The following is a 19,101-nucleotide window of genomic DNA, read 5'->3' as shown; positions in this document are numbered from 1 at the left end:
AGTAGCTAATAGTTTCTAAAAACTTTAGTTCATTCATACAATGACGCTCTATAAAGGATAACGTATAGTGAAATTATGTAAGAAAATATGACATGGAGGAGTGCTGCATATGACATCACATGCTTTTATGACAACGAACGTACAACTTGCAAAGACGCAAGAAGGAGATTTATCAGCAACTACATTTGCAGTGAAGGATGTATTTGCCGTAAAAGGATATACAAATAGTGCGGGCAATCCGACGTGGTTAGCGACACATACACCGAGTACACAAACTGCACCAACCATTGAAGCATTATTAGCACAAGGTGCGACATGCAAAGGTATGGCGATTACGGACGAACTGATGTACAGCTTAAATGGTGAAAATATGCATTATGGCACACCGTCCAATCCATATGATCATGAACGTATTCCGGGTGGGTCTTCTAGTGGTTCAGCAGCCGCGGTCGCATGGGAGGAAGTTGATTTTGCGTTAGGTACTGATACAGGCGGTTCAGTACGGATCCCGTCCGCATATTGCGGATTATATGGTATTCGTCCAACTTATCAGGCGGTAACGTTAGAAGGCGTTATTCCGTTAGCAAAAAGCTTTGATACAGTAGGATGGATGACACGTAGTGCGCATCTTTTACAGCAAGTAGGTGATGTGCTTTTACCGAAAAATACGACAAACCAAACGTTTGACCGTATTGTATATGAAACACAAGCGTGGAGTTATGTTAGTGAAGAACACGGCGTATTATTAGAGGACGTTGTGCAAAAAGCAGGCCTACCGACAACAGCTACTACGCTACAAACATCGTTAACGGAATGCGCGCAATTATTCCGTTATATACAAGGGATTGAAATTTGGCAGCAACATGGAGCGTGGATTGAAACGGCAGAGCCCCAATTTGCCCAAGCAATTGCAGAACGCTTTTTATGGACGAAAACACTCGATGCAAGCATGTATGACGAATTGAAATACCAGCAACAATTGTTTACACAACAATTATCGCAGTTACTTGGACAACATACATTGTTAGCAATTCCAACAACACCATCTGTTGCCCCACTAAAAGGCGCAAGTGGTGAAGTGTTAGAACGTGTGCGTACACAAACAATGGAGCTGTCTTGTATTGCTGGGTTAAGTGGTTTCCCACAAGTGACAATACCGGTGAAAAATGCACAAGGCTTACCGATTGCAGTATCGTTTATTGCCAATCGCGGCGCAGACCGAGCATTACTACAATTTGTTACCAAATTAGGAGGTGTATTCGCTTGAAAATTTGTACAATTGTTTATAACGGCATGGAACAAGCGGCGATTTTACGAGACGAGGACTTGATACTTGTGACAGACATTAATGATGCTTTTCAGACGGAGTTTCCAGTGACTCTTTTACAATTGTTAGCGCAAGGTCAACTAGATGTGTTGCGCCAATTATATGTTTCTCGCAGCATGGCGCATTTACCAACACTACATATACATAGCAATCAGCTTCAAATGCCGTATCGTGAAGCACATCATATTTTCGGGGTTGGCATGAACTATGTAGAGAAGTTAGAAGATTTGCAAGCGGAGCGCGCAGAGGAGCCTGTTATTTTTATGAAGCCTACCTCGTCAATGATTAGTGAGGGAGATGCCATTCGCTTACCGACAACCGCAGAGGAAGTATCCGCAGAAGGCGAGTTAGCATTAATCATTGGCAAAGCTTGTACGAATGTATCAGAAGCGGACGCACTCAATTATATCGCTGCGTACACAACGTCACTCGACATGACGGCACGTGATATTCATGCGAAAAACCCACGCTTTATGCAAATCTCAAAAGTGTTTCCGACCTTCTTTAGCTTTGGACCTGTATTGACGACGACCGATGAAGTGGAAGATATCGCGATGCTAACTGTGCAGTCTGTTCATAATGGACAAGTAATTCATGAAAATAGCATCGCGCATATGATGTACTCACCTGCTTATATTGTGTCGTACCTTTCAACATTTGTTACACTACAGCCGGGTGATATTATTATGACCGGAACACCAGGGTCATTTATTGTGCAGTCAGGGGATGTAGCATCGTGTGTTATTTCGGGCTTACCGATTTTACAAAATAAGGTGGTATAGAAAAGGGGATGGGTGTATGCAATATCGTGCAACAACAATGGGGATGAATGGGATGGTAACGACGCCGCATTATTTAGCATCACAGGCGGCGCTGAAAGTATTACAGCAAGGTGGCAATGCGATTGAAGCAGCTATTGCAGCAGCTTCAACAATCGGTGTTGTTTATCCACATATGAACGGTATTGGTGGTGACAACTTTTGGCTTATTTACAACGCACATACACAAGAGATGAAGGCGTTAAATGCAAGTGGACGTGCAGGAGAGCAAGCTACGATTGATTTTTATAAATCGCGTGGTTATGACCAGATTCCGGCGCGGGGCGCACTTGCTGCAAACACTGTACCAGGGGCAGTAAAAGGGTGGGAAGATGCGTATACATATAGCCAAGAGCATATGAATGGTACACAGCGATGGGCGCAATTACTAGACGATGCGATACAATACGCACGTGACGGTTTCCCAGTGACACCAAGTCAGCAGCATTGGACTGAAGTAAATTTAGAACCAGATGAGCATTTCCGAGCATTGCAGCGCTTTGAGGAATTTTCAACGATTTATTTACAAGACGGGAAGCCGCCAGAAGTGGGTTCAGTGTTTAAGCAAGAGGATTTAGCGTACACATTACAGCGAATTGCAGAAGACGGGGCAGTGTATTTCTATGATGAGCTTGCGAAGCAGGTAGTCGAGGATTTAGCAGCGCACGGCGGCGTATTAACGGAGCGAGATTTCCGTGAGCATACAAGCAGTTGGGTAACACCGCTAACGGTGAATTACCGTGGTTATGATGCGTACAATTTACCACCGAATACACAGGGAATCGCCTCATTATCAATTTTAAATATTTTAAATCATATTGATATCGCGAGTATTCCTGAAGGTTCAGCTCAATATTATCATGTGCTTGTAGAAGCTATTAAACGCGCGTTTGCAGATAGAGACCGTTACGTAACAGACCCAGAGTTTGTTGATATTCCGACGGATGAATTATTAAGTGCCCAGCGAGGAAAAGAACTTGCGGCAACAATTGAGATGACACCGAAAGAGCTACAACCACTAGACCCAAAAGGCGATACAGTTTGGTTTGGCATTGTCGATAAAGACGGCAATGCAGTGTCATTCATTCAAAGCATTTATCATGAATTTGGTTCAGGCTTTATCCCAAAAGGCACGGGTGTATTATTGCAAAATCGCGGTAGCTTCTTCTCGTTAGATGAGGCGCATATTAACGCACTTCAGCCGAAAAAGCGTACATTCCATACATTAAATCCGGCAATGCTTTTGAAGGATGGTCAACCGTGTTTAGTGTACGGTACAATGGGAGGAGAAGGGCAACCTCAAACACAAGCAGCACTTGTGACACGCATTATCGACTACGGCATGAATGTACAAGAAGCAATCGAAGCACCGCGTTGGCTATATGGTCGAACGTGGGGTGCAGATTCGAACACAGTGAAGCTTGAAAGTCGAATTGCACAGTCAGTATGTGACAAGTTGCAACAGTTTGGACATGATATTGAAATGATGCCACCATTAACGGATGTAATGGGGCATGCGGGGGCGATTTGGATTGATCAACAAACAGCAGTCAAATACGGAGGAACTGATCCAAGAAGCGACGGAGCAGCAGTCGGTTACTAAGTCGCGTGGTCAGGTGCATAAAGAGTTAGCAATGGGCTTTTTCCGAGCTGGTATTTTAGGGTTCGGCGGTGGTCCAACGGCAATACCATTAATGAAAAAGGAAGTCGTCGATAATTATGGCTTTATGGATAGTGACGAGTTTGCTAAGCAAATTGCAATCGGCAATACATTGCCAGGACCAATTGCAACAAAGTTAGCGGGAAGCATTGGCTTTCAAGTAGCGGGCTGGCTTGGCATGCTCAATGCTATTTTTGCATCGATGCTACCTTCTGCCATTTTGATGATTGTATTACTTGGTACACTTGCTAAGTATCGTGAAGTCGGTTGGGTAAACGGTATGACAAATGGCGTTGTACCGATTGTCGGTGTGATGATGGCAGTGTTAACGTGGGAATTTTTCACGAAGGCGAATAAGCAACTCGGATTAAAATTAGCGATTCCGCTGTTAATCGCAAGCATCGTTGCAATGGAAGTGTTAGGGATTCATCCAGGGATTGTCATAGCGATACTGTTATTTTTAGCGTTTGCATTACCGGTAAAGGGGGCTAAAGCATGATTTATGTACAAATCTTTTTAGCGTTTTTTATCCCGAATATTTTAGGATACGGCGGTGGTCCGGCAACTATTCCACTTGTTGAGCATGAAGTCGTTGAGAATTATGAATGGATGACGAAAGCGGAGTTTTCAGAAGTACTTGCAATGGGGAACGCATTACCAGGACCGATTGCAACGAAAATGGCGGCATATGTTGGCTATGAAATTGGCGGCTTTTGGGGCGCAGCGATTGCATTACTCGCGACAGTCACACCATCTGTATTTTTAATGATTATGCTACTGAAAATTTTACATATGTACAAAAACTCACCGCGTGTAAAACGATTGTCGAGTTATGTACTCCCAGCAATTACAGTATTGATGGGTGCGTTAACGGTGGACTTTTTCGTGGAGTCATGGAATGCAATTGGTGTGTTAGCAACAATTGCGATGGCTGTCGTTAGTTATATTTTATTAGAAAAGGTGAAACTGCATCCAGCATTTGTCATCGTCGGTGGTTTAGCATTAGGCGCATTATTTTTATAAATAATACGAACACTTGAAGTAAATGCTTCAAGTGTTTTTTTATGTTAATAAAACTAACATTATGAGTGTTGCGTTTTAGTGAATATGACTAAAATGAATGCATCTGTTTTGGCAATGTCACTAAATAATTTTACATAATGTCATGCTACACTAAGTGTATAAATAATATGTTAGATTTTATAACATTAAGGAGCGGATGCATATGCTACAGCAATTAAATGAACAAATTCAACGTGAATTACAGTGGATTAATTTTGATGCACCAGATTGGACAACTGCTACAACATTTGAAGGGCAACATGTATATGATGTAGTCATTATCGGTGGTGGTCAAAGTGGGCTTGCGACAGCGTTTGCGCTAAAGAAAGAACGTATTTCCAATATTATCGTATTAGATGAAAACCCAGAAGGCTATGAAGGTCCATGGGAAACATATGCGCGTATGGTAACATTGCGTACGCCAAAACATATTACGTCTGTTGATTTAGGGCATGCGTCACTGACATATCAAGCGTGGCATACTGCAAAGTTTGGTCAAGCTTCATGGGATGCACTTGATAAAATTCCACGTAGTCTTTGGATGCAATATTTGCGCTGGTATCGAGAAGTGTTACAGCTACCGATTCAAAATGACACGAAAGTGGACGTGATTGAGCCATTATTAAATGGTATGCACCGAGTTTGTACAGGGCAAACGTCTATCATTGCACGAAAAGTTGTGTTAGCAACAGGCATTCAAGGTGGCGGTGAATGGCATGTACCCCCGACAATTAAAGAAAGTATCCCCAAAAACTATTACGCACATACATCAGAAATTATTGATATGGCTGCACTTAAAAATAAACGTGTCGCGATTATTGGTGGCGGTGCATCTGCGTTTGATAATGCGTACTATACTTTACAACAAGGTGTGCAACAAGCGCATGTATTTGTACGTCGCCAAGAAATGCCGCGCGTCAATCCGATTCGTCAAATGGAGCAGTCGGGCTTAATTGAGCGTTTCCATGCATTACGTGATGACGAAAAATACGCAGCGATTGCTCATTTCTTTCGCTATAACCAACCACCAACAAATGATACATTTCGACGTGCTGCAAGCTATGAAGGGTTTGCGCTACATACGAACTCACCAATTTTACATGTACAAGAAACCGGCAAGAAAGAAGTCGCGATTACAACACCACATGGCACATATCATTACGATTTCATCATTGTAAGTACCGGCTTACTGACGAATCCAGCATTACGTCCCGAACTACGTTTAGTGGAGCAACATATTGCACGTTGGTCTGACTGCTACAAAGCGCCAGAAACGATGAAACATCCGTTAATTGAACTGCATCCTTATTTACAAAAAGGATTTGAGTTTACGGGGCGTACACCACAAGGACAAGATATGTTACACGGTCTGTTTTTATTCAATTACGGTGCATTGCCGAGCTGTGGGCTTGTCGCATCGGCATTATCCGGCATGCGCTTTGGTGTACCGCGCCTTGTTGCTGCAATTGCTGACCAATTATTTTTAGATAATCGCCAGCAAATTGTACGCGACTTTTTAGCATATGACGTTGAAGAATTTGTCGCTGACGAAGAGCTACACGTCACAACGAATGTTTAAAGTTCAAGTAGCTGCTTGACGCGGAACGCTAAACGGAGTTGAAGTGTCAGCTCAGGGCTTTTTAAAGATTGACCAAGCAGCTCCTCACATTTTTCAAGACGATAGACGACAGTGTTACGGTGGATAAATAAACGCTTTGCGGTTTCAGCGATTTGACAATGTGTTTCTAAATACACACCAATCGTTTGAAATAATGAATCCCGTTCATCTTTATTTTTAATCGCCTGTAACGCATGGAATGTATGGTCATAGTATGCATGTAAGTTTTCATATGGAATTAAATGCAGCAACTCGGTAATATCTTTAACATCGTACATTTGAATATAGCTTGTCTTTTGCGCAAGCTCTCCTTTTGCGAGTGCTTCTGATGCTTCTTTGACACCTGCTTTACATTGTAAAAAACTACGCATCACATTTGAGACACCGAACGACATCGTTTCTTTAAATTGCGTTTGAATAATGTGCTGAAGCTCGCGTAAAAAAGGCTCGACAAATTCACCGGCGCGCACACAGTTCGGCGGTGCTTCAATCAGTAAAATACTATGCATTTCTCGATTGAAGAAGTGAATAGGGAGCGTGTGCATCGACACATAGCTTTCGATAAAATCAAGTAAATCATCCATTAGCCGTTGTGATTGCATATGACTAAATGTGCTTTTTATGCGGTCGATTTGTCCGACAATGCACACATACGGCTTGGCGGCAGCTAATGAAAATTCTTCAAGCCGGCTAATTGTTTCCTTTGATGAATACGTGCCATTTAAAAACTTGCTGAAAAAGTCATTGCGTGCATTGCGCTTTTGTTGATTTAAAGCGTATTCTTTCATTAAAAAAAATGATAATACATTGGCGGCTTGCTCGCACACAAGTTTATCGACTTTACGTTCGTCGTGTAAGCTCGTTGAAATAATTAAAAAGCCACAATTTCGCTCAGTGATTGGTACGGGAATAAAGGTGTATGTCTTCTTGGAGTCCATGTAACTTAGTTGCGTTTCTGTTTTTGCTAGACGCTGCTGGTGCGCATCGAAGTAGTAGGCAGGGTGAGAGGCAGCGATGCTATGCATATGTTCATTGACGAACTGCACAGGTGTTTCAATCATTGAGGAAAGTTGCTTTAGAAGCTGTTGGATGCTACGACCTTTCATAATCATTTGTGTAAATTGCTTATGTGTATCAAGCGCAAGCATCAGCTCAGACTCCCGTTCATTCAGCATGGAGCGTAAAATATACGTCACAATTTCATTGAGCGACATATCAAGTGGTAACTCAATAATCGGAAAGTGGAGCTGATTGGCAAGTGCCAATGCTTTTGGGGGGATTTCTTGCATAAAGCGTTTTGTTTTTATCGCAAGCGCTGTGCAATTCATCGTACTCATCGCTTCAATTAATTGTAGTAATGATTGTTCATCATCTTTTACATGGTACGCAGTGGTCACCAGTAATTCACCAGGCTTTAAAAACTGAATAATATCTGGCGCGTCCATCATTGTAACGGTGCTAATTTCCTTCGTAATGCCTTCTTTTCCCGCAAGTACTTCTAGTGTTTCAAACTGTGGAACTGTCATTAATTCAGCAACATTCATGTGACATAACCTCCAATGGATTTGAGAAATCATTTATTTTTAGCGTATGTATACAACTAATTTAAAAATTTTGTGCATATGTGTCAATGAACGTTCCATCCAAAAACCGTACAATACATATCATAAATAAGTTACAAAAACTTACATAGAAAAGTTGAGGTGAACGTAGTGATGATAACAACGACGATTCAAAACTATGTTGATTGGCTCGCACAGTTTGGTGAAACCGCAGAGCGTGGCGTCACAAGGCTACTTTATACACCGGCATGGCAAGAGGCACAACAAGCCTTACAGCAACGTATGAAAGAATTGCAACTAACGGTCAATATGGACGCAGTCGGCAATGTGTTTGCACGCAGTGAAGGAACGGTCTATCCAGAGGAAGTGATTTTAACGGGCTCGCATATTGATACCGTCATTAACGGCGGTAAATTAGACGGTGCATACGGTGTACTAGCAAGTTTGTTAGCGGTAAGTGAATTGAAACGACAGTACGGCGCACCGAAGCGCACACTTGAAGTTGTGTCTTTATGTGAAGAGGAGGGCAGCCGCTTTCCATTAACATTTTGGGGCTCGCGTAGTATTACCGGACAGTATAAATTAGCACAGATGCAAAATATTACAGATGCAGATGATGTTTCGCTTGCGTCAGCACGTCAAGCATGTGGCGTGACGGGGGGGCAAGATGCACAGCGTAAAGATATTGTACGCTTTGTTGAGTTGCATATTGAGCAAGGGCAAGTGCTAGAGCAGGAACAAAAAGAAATTGGGGTTGTGTCATATATTGTCGGGCAGCGCCGTTATACGATCTCAATTGGTGGACAAAGTAATCACGCAGGTACAACACCGATGCATTATCGTAAAGATGCGCTTGTCATAGCAGCGCAATGTATTTCATTATGTGCAGACGCAGCCAATGAAGTAGGTGATGGTTTCGTCGCAACAACAGGACAAATTACAGCGTTTCCGAATGTACCAAATGTGATTGCGAACGATGTGAAGTTTACATTGGATGTGCGCCATTATGATGAAGCTACCATCGCGATGTTTTGTGAAAAAATATTTTTCAACATGGAACAATTGGCGAAAAATGTGGGCGCGACGATTATTTTTGAACAATGGTTAGAAGTTGCACCCGTTGCAATGGACAAGCAGGTTAATGATCAACTGAAGTTATATTTACAACAACAGCACATTCCCTATAAGGAGATGTTGAGCGGAGCAGGTCATGACGCGCAAGTATTTGGTGAACATGTGCCAACGACGTTAATTTTCGTCCCGAGTAAGGACGGCATTAGCCATTCTCCGCAAGAATATAGTACACCGGAGCATTTACAGCGCGGTGTCGAAGTGTTAACGCATATTTTGTATGAATTAGCTTATAAGGAGTGAGGACGATGACTTGGCAACCAATTAACGTGCCACAGCGCACAATTATGACCCCAGGACCGGTAGAAGCAGACCCGCGTGTATTACGTGCATTAGCGACACCGATTGTTGGACAGTTTGACCCAAGCTTTACGCATATCATGAATGAAGTGATGGAGATGTTACGCGCGCTATTTCAAACGAAAAATCAGTGGGCATTTCCGATTAACGGTACATCTCGTGCTGGAAATGAAGCGGTGCTGGCAAGTTTAATTGAGCCAGGTGATAAAGTACTTGTGCCGATTTATGGACGCTTTGGACACTTACTTGTTGAAATCGCACAACGTTACGGTGCGGAAGTGATTGAACTGCATTGTGAATGGGGAGAGGTATTTGAGCCACAACTGGTCATCGACGCAATTCAGCTACATGAGCCAAAAATTGTCGCGTGTGTACACGGCGAAACATCGACAGGACGTATGCAGCCATTACAAGAAATCGGTATGTATTGTCGTGAGAAAGGCGTATTTTTCGTTGTCGATGCGGTTGCGTCAATTGGTGGTGTCGATGTGCGTGTGGATGAATGGTGTATTGATGCCTGTATTGGTGGGACGCAAAAATGTTTGTCAGTACCTGCAGGCATGGCGCCGATTACATTTAATGAACGTGTAGCCGAAGTGATTACAGCGCGTAAAAAAGTGGAGCAGGGCATTGCAACTGCTGACGATCTGTGTGATGTGACGACGTTTACACCAATCGCGACGAACTATTTTGATTTAGCGATGTTAATGGATTATTGGAGCCCGCGTCGTTTAAATCATCATACAGAATCTACGTCCATGTTGTACGCGCTACGTGAGGGCGTTCGTTTAGCGCTTGAAGAAACATTGCCAGTGCGCTTTGCACGACATGCGTATCATGCACAAGCATTACAGCAAGGCTTGCGCGCCATGGGGCTAGAACTATTTGGTGAAGAAACACATGCATTAACGTGTGTGACGTGTATCCAAATTCCTGAAGGTGTGAATGGTGATCGTGTACGCCAATTTTTACTGACGCATTTTGGTGTTGAAATTGCCTCGTCATTTGGTCCACTCCACGGCAAAATTTGGCGTATCGGTACGATGGGCTATAGCTGCCGAAAGGAAAATGTATTAGCGGTATTAAGCGCATTAGAAGCAACGCTTATTCAGCATAATGTACGCGTTGTTCGTGGTGAAGCGATACAAGCAACATTAGCATTTTATATGGCAACGGAATACGCTACGCAATAAAAATTTTGATTTTTGACTATTTTTTGTTTTCAACTTCTTCCGATAAGTGAAATAATAAAGTATACGTAAGGGGGATGAAACAAATGATACGATTAGCAACTGCACAAGATGCTGAAGCAATTGCAGCATTGCAAATTGCTTGCTGGCGCGCTACATATACAGAGCATGTGAGCGAGCAGTTTTTAGAAAGTTTATCATTACAAAAGCGTACATATTTATGGGAAGATACGGTTGCCAACGAACATTTGCACACATTTGTCGTTGAAAAGGATGGGCGTATTCTTGGATTTGTAAGTGGTGGACTTGTACGAAAAGAAAATTATCCGGGGTATGAAGCGGAGTTAATTAGTTTATATGTGTTACCAGAGCATAATGGTCTTGGACATGGGCGCGAATTAATGGAACATTTTTTACAGTTGATGCAACAAAAAGGTGCACAGCAAATTTATTTACGCGTTGTTGATGATGCGGCAAGCTTAGCCTTTTTTGATAAGCTAGGTGGGCATCCGATTGATGTGCAAGATGCAGTAATTGACGATGAGCATATTCGTCTTTATACGTACGGCTTTACATGTGAAAAGTAGCCTAAGCGTTGGATACTAAAAACACCCTTCAGCAGTGATGAATGCTGAAGGGTATTCTTTGTGCGCCGCATAGCGAAAACGTTTCGCAGGCATGTGTGAGGCAAACACGAAGCGTGCCATAACTGCTTTGCCACTGCGGTTGCCGCTTATATCGGAACACACGAATGAGTTTTTATCATTTCAATGCATCCATTTTTATCAAAAATAGCATTTGGCCTCAATGATCGTTTGCATTGTACGCCACCTATTTTTAGCGAATTGTACGTTCTTCTGATTCGAAGTAAATTTCAAAAACATTTGTTGAGCTTAAGCGTGACCAGTCAATGCCATTTTGCATAAAGAAACGCGCGCCAAACGGCCAATAAAACTGAAACTCTGCTGCACGAACTTCTTCATCAGTAATACCTTGTTCAGCAAGCACTTGTTCATATGAATCGTCGCCGCGCAACTGTGCTTTATAAGCTTGTGCATATTTGCGATTTTGCTCTGTTTCTAAAAACTCCTCGTTGAAGTCCATAAACGCGTGTGCCACATGGCGTGGTTTATCACGGTCAAAATAAAGCACACCCGCTGCTGGATGCGGTAATTGGACAACCGCTTCTTGCGGAATTTGACGTAATGCTTCTTTTAATTGCTCTGGCATTGTACCAGCTGCCATATCTTTTTCAACATGACATAGCTCTAAATGAACCGCAGCCAAATACGCGCGGATGGCATAGCTAGGGTCGTCTTTTAAATAAGCAATCTTCGCTAAGCCGTAGTACGTATGAAGTGCATCAAATGAGCTGTTATCTTCTTTTAAGGCGTCAGAATAACATTGAATCGCTTCATCGTATTTCCCTTCGCGCTTAAATAAAATCGCTTTCTCGCGTAATTCATTTACTGTAGACATCGTGTAAACCTCCTAAATCATTGGTTTTTAGCATACCATGAATTTTCAGAAATAACATCTTATTATACATTTACAGTAACGCTGTTGTAACGTATGTTAAATGTATAGGATGTTGAGAAATGGAGGGAGCGGATTGAAGTATTTTATCGTGTGTGTAAGTATGCTTGTACTTTTTTTAACCGCTTGTACGGCAGAAGAATTGGCAACGCCTGAACCGTCCTCTCCAATTGAAAACGACATAGCGTATTGTGCGCCAACAGAAGAATATTTGGAAGCTGAAATGATTTGTGCGTTGCCACTAAAATGTACGAACAATATGAGCTGTATCGAACGAGGCAATCAATTAGTCAAAGACTTAACGATAACATATGGTTCGTTAACGGATGAACTAGGTGAAGATGTTGAGGAAGGACCACTCACAGTAATTGCGACCTATGATGTTGATTTATCAGAGGAGTTACTGGAAAGCACGAAAGACTTGCCACAGCAAACGCTCGACCGACATGCGACAATGTGGTTTGATTTTGCGTGGCTCATTCCTGAAAAAGCGCGCACTGATATTAATATGTTTGAAGTGTTTCGAAGCAGTGACACATTGGCGCATATTTATATGAATAATCCTGAAGAGGTAGAAGCGCGCTGGACATTAGGTATAAATGAAACGGAGCCGTATATCGCATCTGAAAAAATGGTTACGTATGTGCATGAGTTTTCGCATGTTGTGTCATTGCGAGACGATCAGGTCGATTATTATGCGTCAGAAGAACAGTGCGCAGGTTTTTGGTCAGAAGGTGTTTGTATACGAGCAGGGGCATACTTAGATGATTTTTATACACAGTTTTATGAAACAGACGATGTACTTTACACCGAGGACTCGTTTGTATCCGATTATGCGATGGTGAATATTGAAGAAGATTTTGCTGAAACCTTTGCGTATTTTGTGCTAACCACTTATCCACAAGCAGACCGCATTGTAGATGACAAAATTCGCTTCTTTTATAACTATCCACAGTTTGTTGAGTTACGGGCTGATATTTTGCGACGTGCGGCAACATGGCTTACGACGCAATAAAAAAGAAGAGATTGGGACAGAACTCTATTTCTGATGAAAATAAGTGTATTGAGATGATAAGAATTTGCGGGTGCGTCCCGACACAAGCGGCGACTTCTGCAGGAAAAGCATGTGCTTGAGACTACTAAGAGGAACATCTGCCAAGAACGCCACGTCGTGTGGCAGGGCAGATGTGACAAACATCGTGTTTGCCTCAAGCCATGCCTGCGAAATGCGTCCGCTATGTGGAGTAGCACCAAAAGCAGAAAAATATCCTCCAGCCGTCTTAATGGCTGAAGGATATTTCTTTTTGTCCCATGCTCTTTTTTTACATGTTTATTTTTTTAAGACAAGCTTACATACTGCTTCAACATGTGCCGTTTGTGGGAACATATCGACTGGCTGAATGTATTCAACATCATAGTATTTCGTTAATTGCTGTAAATCTTTTGCTAATGTTGATGGGTTACAAGATGTGTAAATAAAGCGTTTCGGTTTAATTTTTAAGACAGACTGAATAAAGCGGTCATCTAAACCAGTACGAGGTGGGTCAACGGTAATGACATCAGGTACATAACCTGAACGTGCCCAACGACCTAACCAATCTTCTGCTTTACCTGTATAATAACGAGCATGGTCAAAGCCGTGTGCTTTCGCGTTTTGCTTCGCATCATCAATAGATTCAGGCACGATATCCATACCACGTACTTCCTTCGCATCTTTTGCTAACCAAAGACCGATTGTCCCAACACCACAGTAAGCGTCTACGATCGATTCTTTACCTGTTAGTGCAGCTGCTTTTTTAATTTCATCATATAAATGAACTGTTTGCTCCGGGTTTAACTGGAAGAATGCACGAGATGATAAATCAAATGCTAACTCACCAAGTTCCTCATGAATCGTATCCTTGCCCCATAATGTGAATGTATCCTCACCGAAAATAAGTGATGTTTTATCGCGATTGACGTTTTGTGTAATCGAGACGATGGAAGGGTCTACTTTGCGAATACGCTCTAGCAGTTCCTCTTTTTTCGGTAATTCATTGCGCGTCGTCACTAAGCATACTTGCGTTTCACCTGTGCGGACACCTGTACGTACGACAATTGTACGCACTAAACCGTTTAATGTTTTACCGTCATAAATCGAAATGCCAAGCTTTTGTAACGCTTTACGTGTTGCAACAGTTACTTTTGATGTCACTTCTTTTTGAACAAGACAGTCATTAATATTTAATAGTTTATTTGAGCCTTCTGTGAATAAGCCTGCGTATACGCGCTTTCCTTCTTGGCGTACTTGGAACTGTGATTTATTGCGGTAGTTCCATGGGTTTTCCATCCCAAGTGTTGGACGAACATCTGCCGTTTCAGCGATATCACGTACATATTTTTCAAGTGCTTGCATTACGATGTCGCGTTTTTCGTTTAATTGTCCTTCGTAAGACATATGCTGTAATTGGCAACCTCCACATTGCTCATATACAGGGCACGGTGCTTCTTGGCGGAATGGTGAAGCTTTACGAATTGTTACGATTTGAGCCTCAGCGAAATTACGTGAAACTTTCGATACTTGTGCTGTTACTTCTTCTCCAGGAAGCGCACCTTTTACGAAAACGACGTTGCGCTTAAAAAAGCCAACCCCTTCACCGTTAATGCCAAGACGTTTAATTGTTAATGGAAACTTTTGACCGACTTCCATTGTTGTTTGTTGCGTCATTTTGCCACGTCCTTCATTTTAGTCATTTCATCATTATACATTGAAAAAAGGCTACGTCAAACAACGTAGCCTGGCCTATTAATGAAATATTTGTTGCAGTGCGCGCTTCGCATCTTCGTATTGGAAGCGGAAGCCGTGCTTTTGTAAAACGTCTGGTTGTACAAATTGTCCGTCGACAACGAGTGTGCTCTTTTCACCAAGTGCGAGCTTTAGTGCAAACTCGGGGACAGGAAGCCAGTGCGGAGAGGTTAATACTTGTGCTAGCGTAGCGCCGAATGCTTGCATCGTCATTGGTCGTGGACTGACAACATTAAATGGTCCGACAATTTCCTCCTGCTCAATCGCGAAATAAATGGCACGTGCCACATCGTCTACATGCACCCAAGAGAGCCATTGTTGTCCACTGCCGATACGCCCACCAACGCCAAGTTTATAAGGAAGTGCCATGAGTTGTAGCGATTGTGCGTCTTTATGCAAAATTACGCCAAAGCGTGCCATCGCGACACGTACCCCGTAGTCACTTGCTTTATTCGCTGTTGCTTCCCAGTGACGTACAGTCGTGCCTAAAAAGTCATCGGATAACGCAGTTTCTTGTTCCGTGTATTCCTTTACTTTTGATGGGGGATAAATGCCGACTGCTGATGCATTAATTAAAACGTGTGGTGGCTTCTCCATATGGCGAATGATACGCAACACTTCCTCAGTTGCATCGATGCGACTTTCATAAATAGCCGTTTTCGTTTCTTCTGTCCAACGTCCGCTATTGAGTGACACACCTGCTAAGTTCACAAAGCCATCGATATGCTGTAAATGATCTTCAGGTGATGCCCCATCTTGTAAGTATTGTACATACGTAATGCCGTCTTCTGTTTTTGATTCACCTCGTGTTAAAATAGTAACGTCATGACCGTGTTGTTGCAGTTGTCGCGTCAGTGCGCGTCCAACTAAACCCGTACCACCTGTAATCGCAATATTCACGATAAGCCACCCCTTTAGTTTTTAGTCTTACTATCATAATATGCTTTTTTTACGAATTCAAAACATAAAGGACGGTGAGAGCATGAAGCAAATTACGAAAATTACGCGTCAAAAGAACAATGACCAGCGCTACAATATTTTTATTAATGAGGAATATGCCTTTGCCGTTGATGAAGCGGTACTTATTCAGTTCGAGTTGAAAAAAGGAAAAGTGCTCGATGAATTTGATATGGGGGAAATTGCATATGAAGAGGAAATTCGGAAAGCTTTTAATAAAGCGCTCGGCTTTTTAAGTTTTCAAATGCGTAGTGAGCATGAAGTAAAAGAAAAGCTGAAAAAATTAGAGTTTGGGGAAGCGGTAATTTTAGAAGCGATTCAAAAGCTCTATCAATACGGGTTTTTAAATGATGAAGCTTATTCAAAAGCGTTGCTTGAAACGAAAAAGAAAACGCAAAAAAAAGGACCGCGTGCCATTGCACAAGATATGCAAAAAAAGGGCATTGATAAAGAATTACAGCAGCAAGTACTGACGCAGTATAGCGAAGAACAGCAAGTCGACATTGCACTTGCCCTTGCAGAAAAGCTTGTAAGAAGTGAGACGAAAAAAACACCGACACAAGTAAAACAAAAAATTCAAGACTTACTGTTGCGTAAAGGCTATTCATTTGCGATTATTACAACAGTATTAGACAATATAACGTTGAAGCGGGATGACGACGAGTGGACAGCTTTAATCGATGGACAAGGTGAAAAGTTATGGCGCAAATACGCAGCGAAGTACGAAGGATATGACTTGCGTATGCGCGTGAAACAAGGCTTGTATCAAAAGGGCTTTCCAATGGATGTCATTGACCAGTTTATTGAACAAAAGGAGAACGAGCACAATGAATGAAATTAATTACGCAAGTATGACCGAGCAAGAGTTACGTCAAGAGGTGGCAAATTTACGTGAGAAAGCGCGTAAAGCAGAAGCGATGGGCATCATTAATGAGTTTGCGGTATACGAGCGCAAAATGTTAATGGCGGCGTCTTATTTAGTAGATTTAGAAACAATCGTGCCGGGCGAGATGTACCGTATTGACGGAACACCGGGCGAGTTTTTCCAAGTGGAATATTTAAAAGGACGTTTTGCATGGGGCTACCGTTTAAGTGGTAACCGCCGTGAAGAAGCATTACCGGTTGCATTATTAGCTCCGATGAAAGCAGGGAAGTAATATGGAAGCAAAAATTCATGAATTAACAAATGCGCTACTTGCTAAAAATAATGATATTTCTGCTGCAAAAGCACGTACGTGGATGGAATTATTATGGTCAGATTTTGAAGCGAGTTCTGCGCGCGCAGGTTACGGTAAGCCAGACCCAGCTGTTATCGAGCGTATTATTTTACAATGGATTCAAGCATACGGTGACCAACTACATGAGTTTGCCGGGCGTAATCCGAAATATATTCATTTATTAGATGAAAGTGAAGATTTTTCATAAACGGTAAGGTAGAAAGAGACGGAGAGATTTGTTTCTGCCCATAAAAAGCGTCCGCTATATGGAATAGCACTGAATAAAAAGGAAAACCTTTAATGATTAAAGTTGAAGGTTTTTCTTTTTTGTGTTTCGTTAAATCTCTTTTGTGCGATTATTTTGTTTTCTATTTGTTTACAAATGAACGGTGAATCATTTACACTACATATAATCGTTACATCATTTTTCGGAGGGGTGTCGCATATGTTAGTAACAAGTCGTTTACAAAAATTTGTTGAGCGTGACGGAGCAGCAATCGCAACGCATTTTAACGGAAAAGAATTATCGTACGAACAGTTTTACATACGGGCAACGCGTTTAGCAGCCTATTTACAGCAACAAGGTTATGGGAAAGGAGATATTGTTGCGCTTGTTCTTCAAAATTCCGATGATTTACTAGTTTCGTATTATGGCGTGCAATTAGCTGGTGCAACGGTGATGCCGGTGAATACAAAGCTCGCCGTGCCAGAGATTGATTATATTTTTAAGCATTCAGAAGCGAAGGTATTAATTTATGATGAAGCATTAGCGAGTAAAGTAGTAGCGACGACACATCCATTTGAAGAACGTCTTGTGCGTGAAGGGGAAGCGACACTTGAACAAGTTTTATCAAATGAAGGGTTACAGTATTCCGCCTACAGCATGGATGCGGATGAAATGGCCGTTGTGATGTACACATCGGGCACGACAGGTAAACCAAAAGGGGTCATGTTGTCACAGCGTAATATTTTTGAGGCAGCAGAAATTTGGACACAGTCGATGCGCATGACTAATGAAGACCGCATGTATATTTGTACGCCATTATTCCACTGTGCAGGGTTACAAGTATTTGCTGTGCCGACGCTTCATGTTGGCGGCACAGTCATTATTTCAGAGGCATTTTCACCAGCAACGACGCTTGAAGATTTAGTAAACACAGAAGCGACGATGTTCTTTGGTGTACCGGCGATGTACACAATTTTACTGAATCGACCTGACACAAAAACATTAAACTTTACGAAGCTTCGTTTATTTTGTTACGGTGCAGCACCGATGCCATATGAAATGGTGAAAAAATTAAAAGAAACATTCCCACATGTACGTGTACAAAATCTATATGGTCAAACGGAAAATTCACCAGCAGCCACGTCTCTCCTCGATGAAGATGCGCTTGAGAAAATTGGGTCAGTCGGTAAACCGTTACCAAAAACAGCGGTGCGTGTCGTCAATACACTTGGCGAGGAAGTGCCAATTGGCGAAGTTGGTGAAATTACAGTGAAAGGGCCGCAAGTGATGCTTGGCTATTTACGCAATCCGGAAGAAACGTCGCGTACGATCCAGCAAGGCTGGCTTTATAGCGGTGATTTAGGGCGCTTTGACGACAACGGCTATTTATACATTGTTGACCGTAAGAAAGATATGATTAATCGCGGCGGCGAAAATGTGTATCCAATTGAAGTGGAAGATGTGCTGTATCAAATTCCACAAATTTTAGAAGCGGCAGTTGTAGGTGTGCCACATGAAGTGTATGGGGAAGTGCCAAAAGCATATGTCGTGTTAAAAGAAGGCGAGCACATTAGTGAAGAGGCGATTTTAGCGTATGCATTTGAACGTTTGGCGAAATATAAAGTACCTGCCGAGGTTGCGTATTTAGACGAATTGCCACGAAATGCATCAGGAAAAGTATTAAAGCATACATTACGACCAACAACTTAAGG

General features: G+C 42.2%; 18 protein-coding genes. 14 read left to right on the top strand and 4 right to left on the bottom strand.

Annotated features, from left to right (window positions below):
* The first annotated feature begins 109 nt into the window (after positions 1 to 109).
* The 6 genes from A6M13_RS06555 (at position 110) to A6M13_RS06530 (ending at position 6,446) form a co-directional block, all read left to right on the top strand.
* A complete protein-coding gene (locus tag A6M13_RS06555) occupies positions 110 to 1,267 on the top strand; it encodes an amidase (RefSeq protein ID WP_066544078.1) in 1,158 nt (385 codons plus the stop codon).
* Entirely contained in the window at positions 1,264 to 2,109 is an 846-nt protein-coding gene (locus A6M13_RS06550; RefSeq protein ID WP_066544075.1) for a fumarylacetoacetate hydrolase family protein, read from the top strand. The genes A6M13_RS06555 and A6M13_RS06550 overlap by 4 nt, the downstream gene beginning before the upstream one ends.
* A gap of 16 nt (positions 2,110 to 2,125) precedes the next feature.
* Positions 2,126 to 3,748, top strand: a complete 1,623-nt coding sequence (gene ggt, locus A6M13_RS06545) for a gamma-glutamyltransferase (RefSeq protein ID WP_066544074.1) — start codon at positions 2,126 to 2,128, stop codon at positions 3,746 to 3,748.
* Complete coding sequence (locus tag A6M13_RS06540; RefSeq protein WP_245669249.1) at positions 3,678 to 4,304, top strand: chromate transporter; 627 nt, start codon at positions 3,678 to 3,680, stop codon at positions 4,302 to 4,304. The genes ggt and A6M13_RS06540 overlap by 71 nt, the downstream gene beginning before the upstream one ends.
* The gene (locus tag A6M13_RS06535; RefSeq protein ID WP_066544070.1) at positions 4,301 to 4,828 is read left to right on the top strand and encodes a chromate transporter; all 528 of its coding nucleotides are present in this window, start codon (positions 4,301 to 4,303) and stop codon (positions 4,826 to 4,828) included. Before A6M13_RS06540 ends, A6M13_RS06535 begins: the two co-directional genes overlap by 4 nt.
* A 202-nt stretch (positions 4,829 to 5,030) precedes the next feature.
* Positions 5,031 to 6,446: an NAD(P)-binding domain-containing protein gene (locus tag A6M13_RS06530; protein ID WP_425393909.1), complete on the top strand. Its 1,416-nt coding sequence runs from the start codon at positions 5,031 to 5,033 to the stop codon at positions 6,444 to 6,446.
* Here the strand turns inward: A6M13_RS06530 and A6M13_RS06525 are convergent.
* Entirely contained in the window at positions 6,443 to 8,029 is a 1,587-nt protein-coding gene (locus A6M13_RS06525; protein WP_066544063.1) for a PucR family transcriptional regulator, read from the bottom strand. The genes A6M13_RS06530 and A6M13_RS06525 overlap by 4 nt on opposite strands.
* Positions 8,030 to 8,200: 171 nt before the next feature.
* Here A6M13_RS06525 and allC point away from each other — a divergent pair, with 171 nt between their 5' ends.
* The 3 genes from allC (at position 8,201) to A6M13_RS06510 (ending at position 11,255) form a co-directional block, all read left to right on the top strand.
* On the top strand, positions 8,201 to 9,421 hold the full coding sequence (gene allC / locus A6M13_RS06520) for an allantoate deiminase (RefSeq protein WP_066544061.1): 1,221 nt from the start codon (positions 8,201 to 8,203) through the stop codon (positions 9,419 to 9,421).
* A 5-nt stretch (positions 9,422 to 9,426) separates the two neighbouring features.
* The gene (locus A6M13_RS06515; protein ID WP_066544059.1) at positions 9,427 to 10,671 is read left to right on the top strand and encodes a pyridoxal-phosphate-dependent aminotransferase family protein; all 1,245 of its coding nucleotides are present in this window, start codon (positions 9,427 to 9,429) and stop codon (positions 10,669 to 10,671) included.
* 83 nt (positions 10,672 to 10,754) lie between these two features.
* A complete protein-coding gene (locus A6M13_RS06510) occupies positions 10,755 to 11,255 on the top strand; it encodes a GNAT family N-acetyltransferase (RefSeq protein WP_066544054.1) in 501 nt (166 codons plus the stop codon).
* 250 nt (positions 11,256 to 11,505) lie between these two features.
* Here the strand turns inward: A6M13_RS06510 and A6M13_RS06505 are convergent, their stop codons facing one another.
* Positions 11,506 to 12,147: a tetratricopeptide repeat protein gene (locus A6M13_RS06505; protein WP_066544051.1), complete on the bottom strand. Its 642-nt coding sequence runs from the start codon at positions 12,145 to 12,147 to the stop codon at positions 11,506 to 11,508.
* 133 nt (positions 12,148 to 12,280) lie between these two features.
* Between A6M13_RS06505 and A6M13_RS06500 the strand changes: the two genes are divergently transcribed.
* On the top strand, positions 12,281 to 13,219 hold the full coding sequence (locus tag A6M13_RS06500; protein WP_066544049.1) for a zinc-binding metallopeptidase: 939 nt from the start codon (positions 12,281 to 12,283) through the stop codon (positions 13,217 to 13,219).
* 315 nt (positions 13,220 to 13,534) lie between these two features.
* Here A6M13_RS06500 and rlmD read toward each other — a convergent pair whose 3' ends face one another.
* A complete protein-coding gene (gene rlmD, locus A6M13_RS06495) occupies positions 13,535 to 14,911 on the bottom strand; it encodes a 23S rRNA (uracil(1939)-C(5))-methyltransferase RlmD (protein ID WP_066544047.1) in 1,377 nt (458 codons plus the stop codon).
* 78 nt (positions 14,912 to 14,989) lie between these two features.
* The gene (locus tag A6M13_RS06490; protein WP_066544046.1) at positions 14,990 to 15,889 is read right to left on the bottom strand and encodes a TIGR01777 family oxidoreductase; all 900 of its coding nucleotides are present in this window, start codon (positions 15,887 to 15,889) and stop codon (positions 14,990 to 14,992) included.
* 82 nt (positions 15,890 to 15,971) lie between these two features.
* Here A6M13_RS06490 and recX point away from each other — a divergent pair, with 82 nt between their 5' ends.
* From recX to A6M13_RS06470, 4 genes are all read left to right on the top strand, one after another.
* The gene (gene recX / locus A6M13_RS06485; RefSeq protein ID WP_066544043.1) at positions 15,972 to 16,781 is read left to right on the top strand and encodes a recombination regulator RecX; all 810 of its coding nucleotides are present in this window, start codon (positions 15,972 to 15,974) and stop codon (positions 16,779 to 16,781) included.
* A complete protein-coding gene (locus A6M13_RS06480) occupies positions 16,774 to 17,103 on the top strand; it encodes a YfhH family protein (RefSeq protein WP_066544041.1) in 330 nt (109 codons plus the stop codon). Before recX ends, A6M13_RS06480 begins: the two co-directional genes overlap by 8 nt.
* Before the next feature lies 1 nt (position 17,104).
* A complete protein-coding gene (locus A6M13_RS06475) occupies positions 17,105 to 17,371 on the top strand; it encodes a YfhJ family protein (RefSeq protein WP_066544034.1) in 267 nt (88 codons plus the stop codon).
* A 237-nt stretch (positions 17,372 to 17,608) separates the two neighbouring features.
* On the top strand, positions 17,609 to 19,099 hold the full coding sequence (locus A6M13_RS06470; RefSeq protein WP_066544031.1) for a class I adenylate-forming enzyme family protein: 1,491 nt from the start codon (positions 17,609 to 17,611) through the stop codon (positions 19,097 to 19,099).
* The last annotated feature ends 2 nt before the right edge of the window (positions 19,100 to 19,101 follow it).

It is taken from the genome of Caryophanon tenue (assembly GCF_001700315.1).
In the GTDB taxonomy this organism is placed as follows: Bacteria; Bacillota; Bacilli; order Bacillales_A; family Planococcaceae; genus Caryophanon; species Caryophanon tenue.
This window is presented reverse-complemented; position numbering and strand designations above follow the sequence as displayed.

What these genes read in the sequence shown, in the direction of transcription:
- A6M13_RS06555 (WP_066544078.1), top strand. Translation starts at nt 110, where the DNA reads ATGACATCACATGCTTTTATGACAACGAACGTACAACTTGCAAAGACG.
- ggt (WP_066544074.1), top strand. Translation starts at nt 2,126, where the DNA reads ATGCAATATCGTGCAACAACAATGGGGATGAATGGGATGGTAACGACG.
- A6M13_RS06535 (WP_066544070.1), top strand. Translation starts at nt 4,301, where the DNA reads ATGATTTATGTACAAATCTTTTTAGCGTTTTTTATCCCGAATATTTTA.
- A6M13_RS06530 (WP_425393909.1), top strand. Translation starts at nt 5,031, where the DNA reads ATGCTACAGCAATTAAATGAACAAATTCAACGTGAATTACAGTGGATT.
- A6M13_RS06525 (WP_066544063.1), bottom strand. Translation starts at nt 8,029, where the DNA reads ATGAATGTTGCTGAATTAATGACAGTTCCACAGTTTGAAACACTAGAA.
- allC (WP_066544061.1), top strand. Translation starts at nt 8,201, where the DNA reads ATGATAACAACGACGATTCAAAACTATGTTGATTGGCTCGCACAGTTT.
- A6M13_RS06515 (WP_066544059.1), top strand. Translation starts at nt 9,427, where the DNA reads ATGACTTGGCAACCAATTAACGTGCCACAGCGCACAATTATGACCCCA.
- A6M13_RS06510 (WP_066544054.1), top strand. Translation starts at nt 10,755, where the DNA reads ATGATACGATTAGCAACTGCACAAGATGCTGAAGCAATTGCAGCATTG.
- A6M13_RS06505 (WP_066544051.1), bottom strand. Translation starts at nt 12,147, where the DNA reads ATGTCTACAGTAAATGAATTACGCGAGAAAGCGATTTTATTTAAGCGC.
- rlmD (WP_066544047.1), bottom strand. Translation starts at nt 14,911, where the DNA reads ATGACGCAACAAACAACAATGGAAGTCGGTCAAAAGTTTCCATTAACA.
- recX (WP_066544043.1), top strand. Translation starts at nt 15,972, where the DNA reads ATGAAGCAAATTACGAAAATTACGCGTCAAAAGAACAATGACCAGCGC.
- A6M13_RS06480 (WP_066544041.1), top strand. Translation starts at nt 16,774, where the DNA reads ATGAATGAAATTAATTACGCAAGTATGACCGAGCAAGAGTTACGTCAA.
- A6M13_RS06475 (WP_066544034.1), top strand. Translation starts at nt 17,105, where the DNA reads ATGGAAGCAAAAATTCATGAATTAACAAATGCGCTACTTGCTAAAAAT.
- A6M13_RS06470 (WP_066544031.1), top strand. Translation starts at nt 17,609, where the DNA reads ATGTTAGTAACAAGTCGTTTACAAAAATTTGTTGAGCGTGACGGAGCA.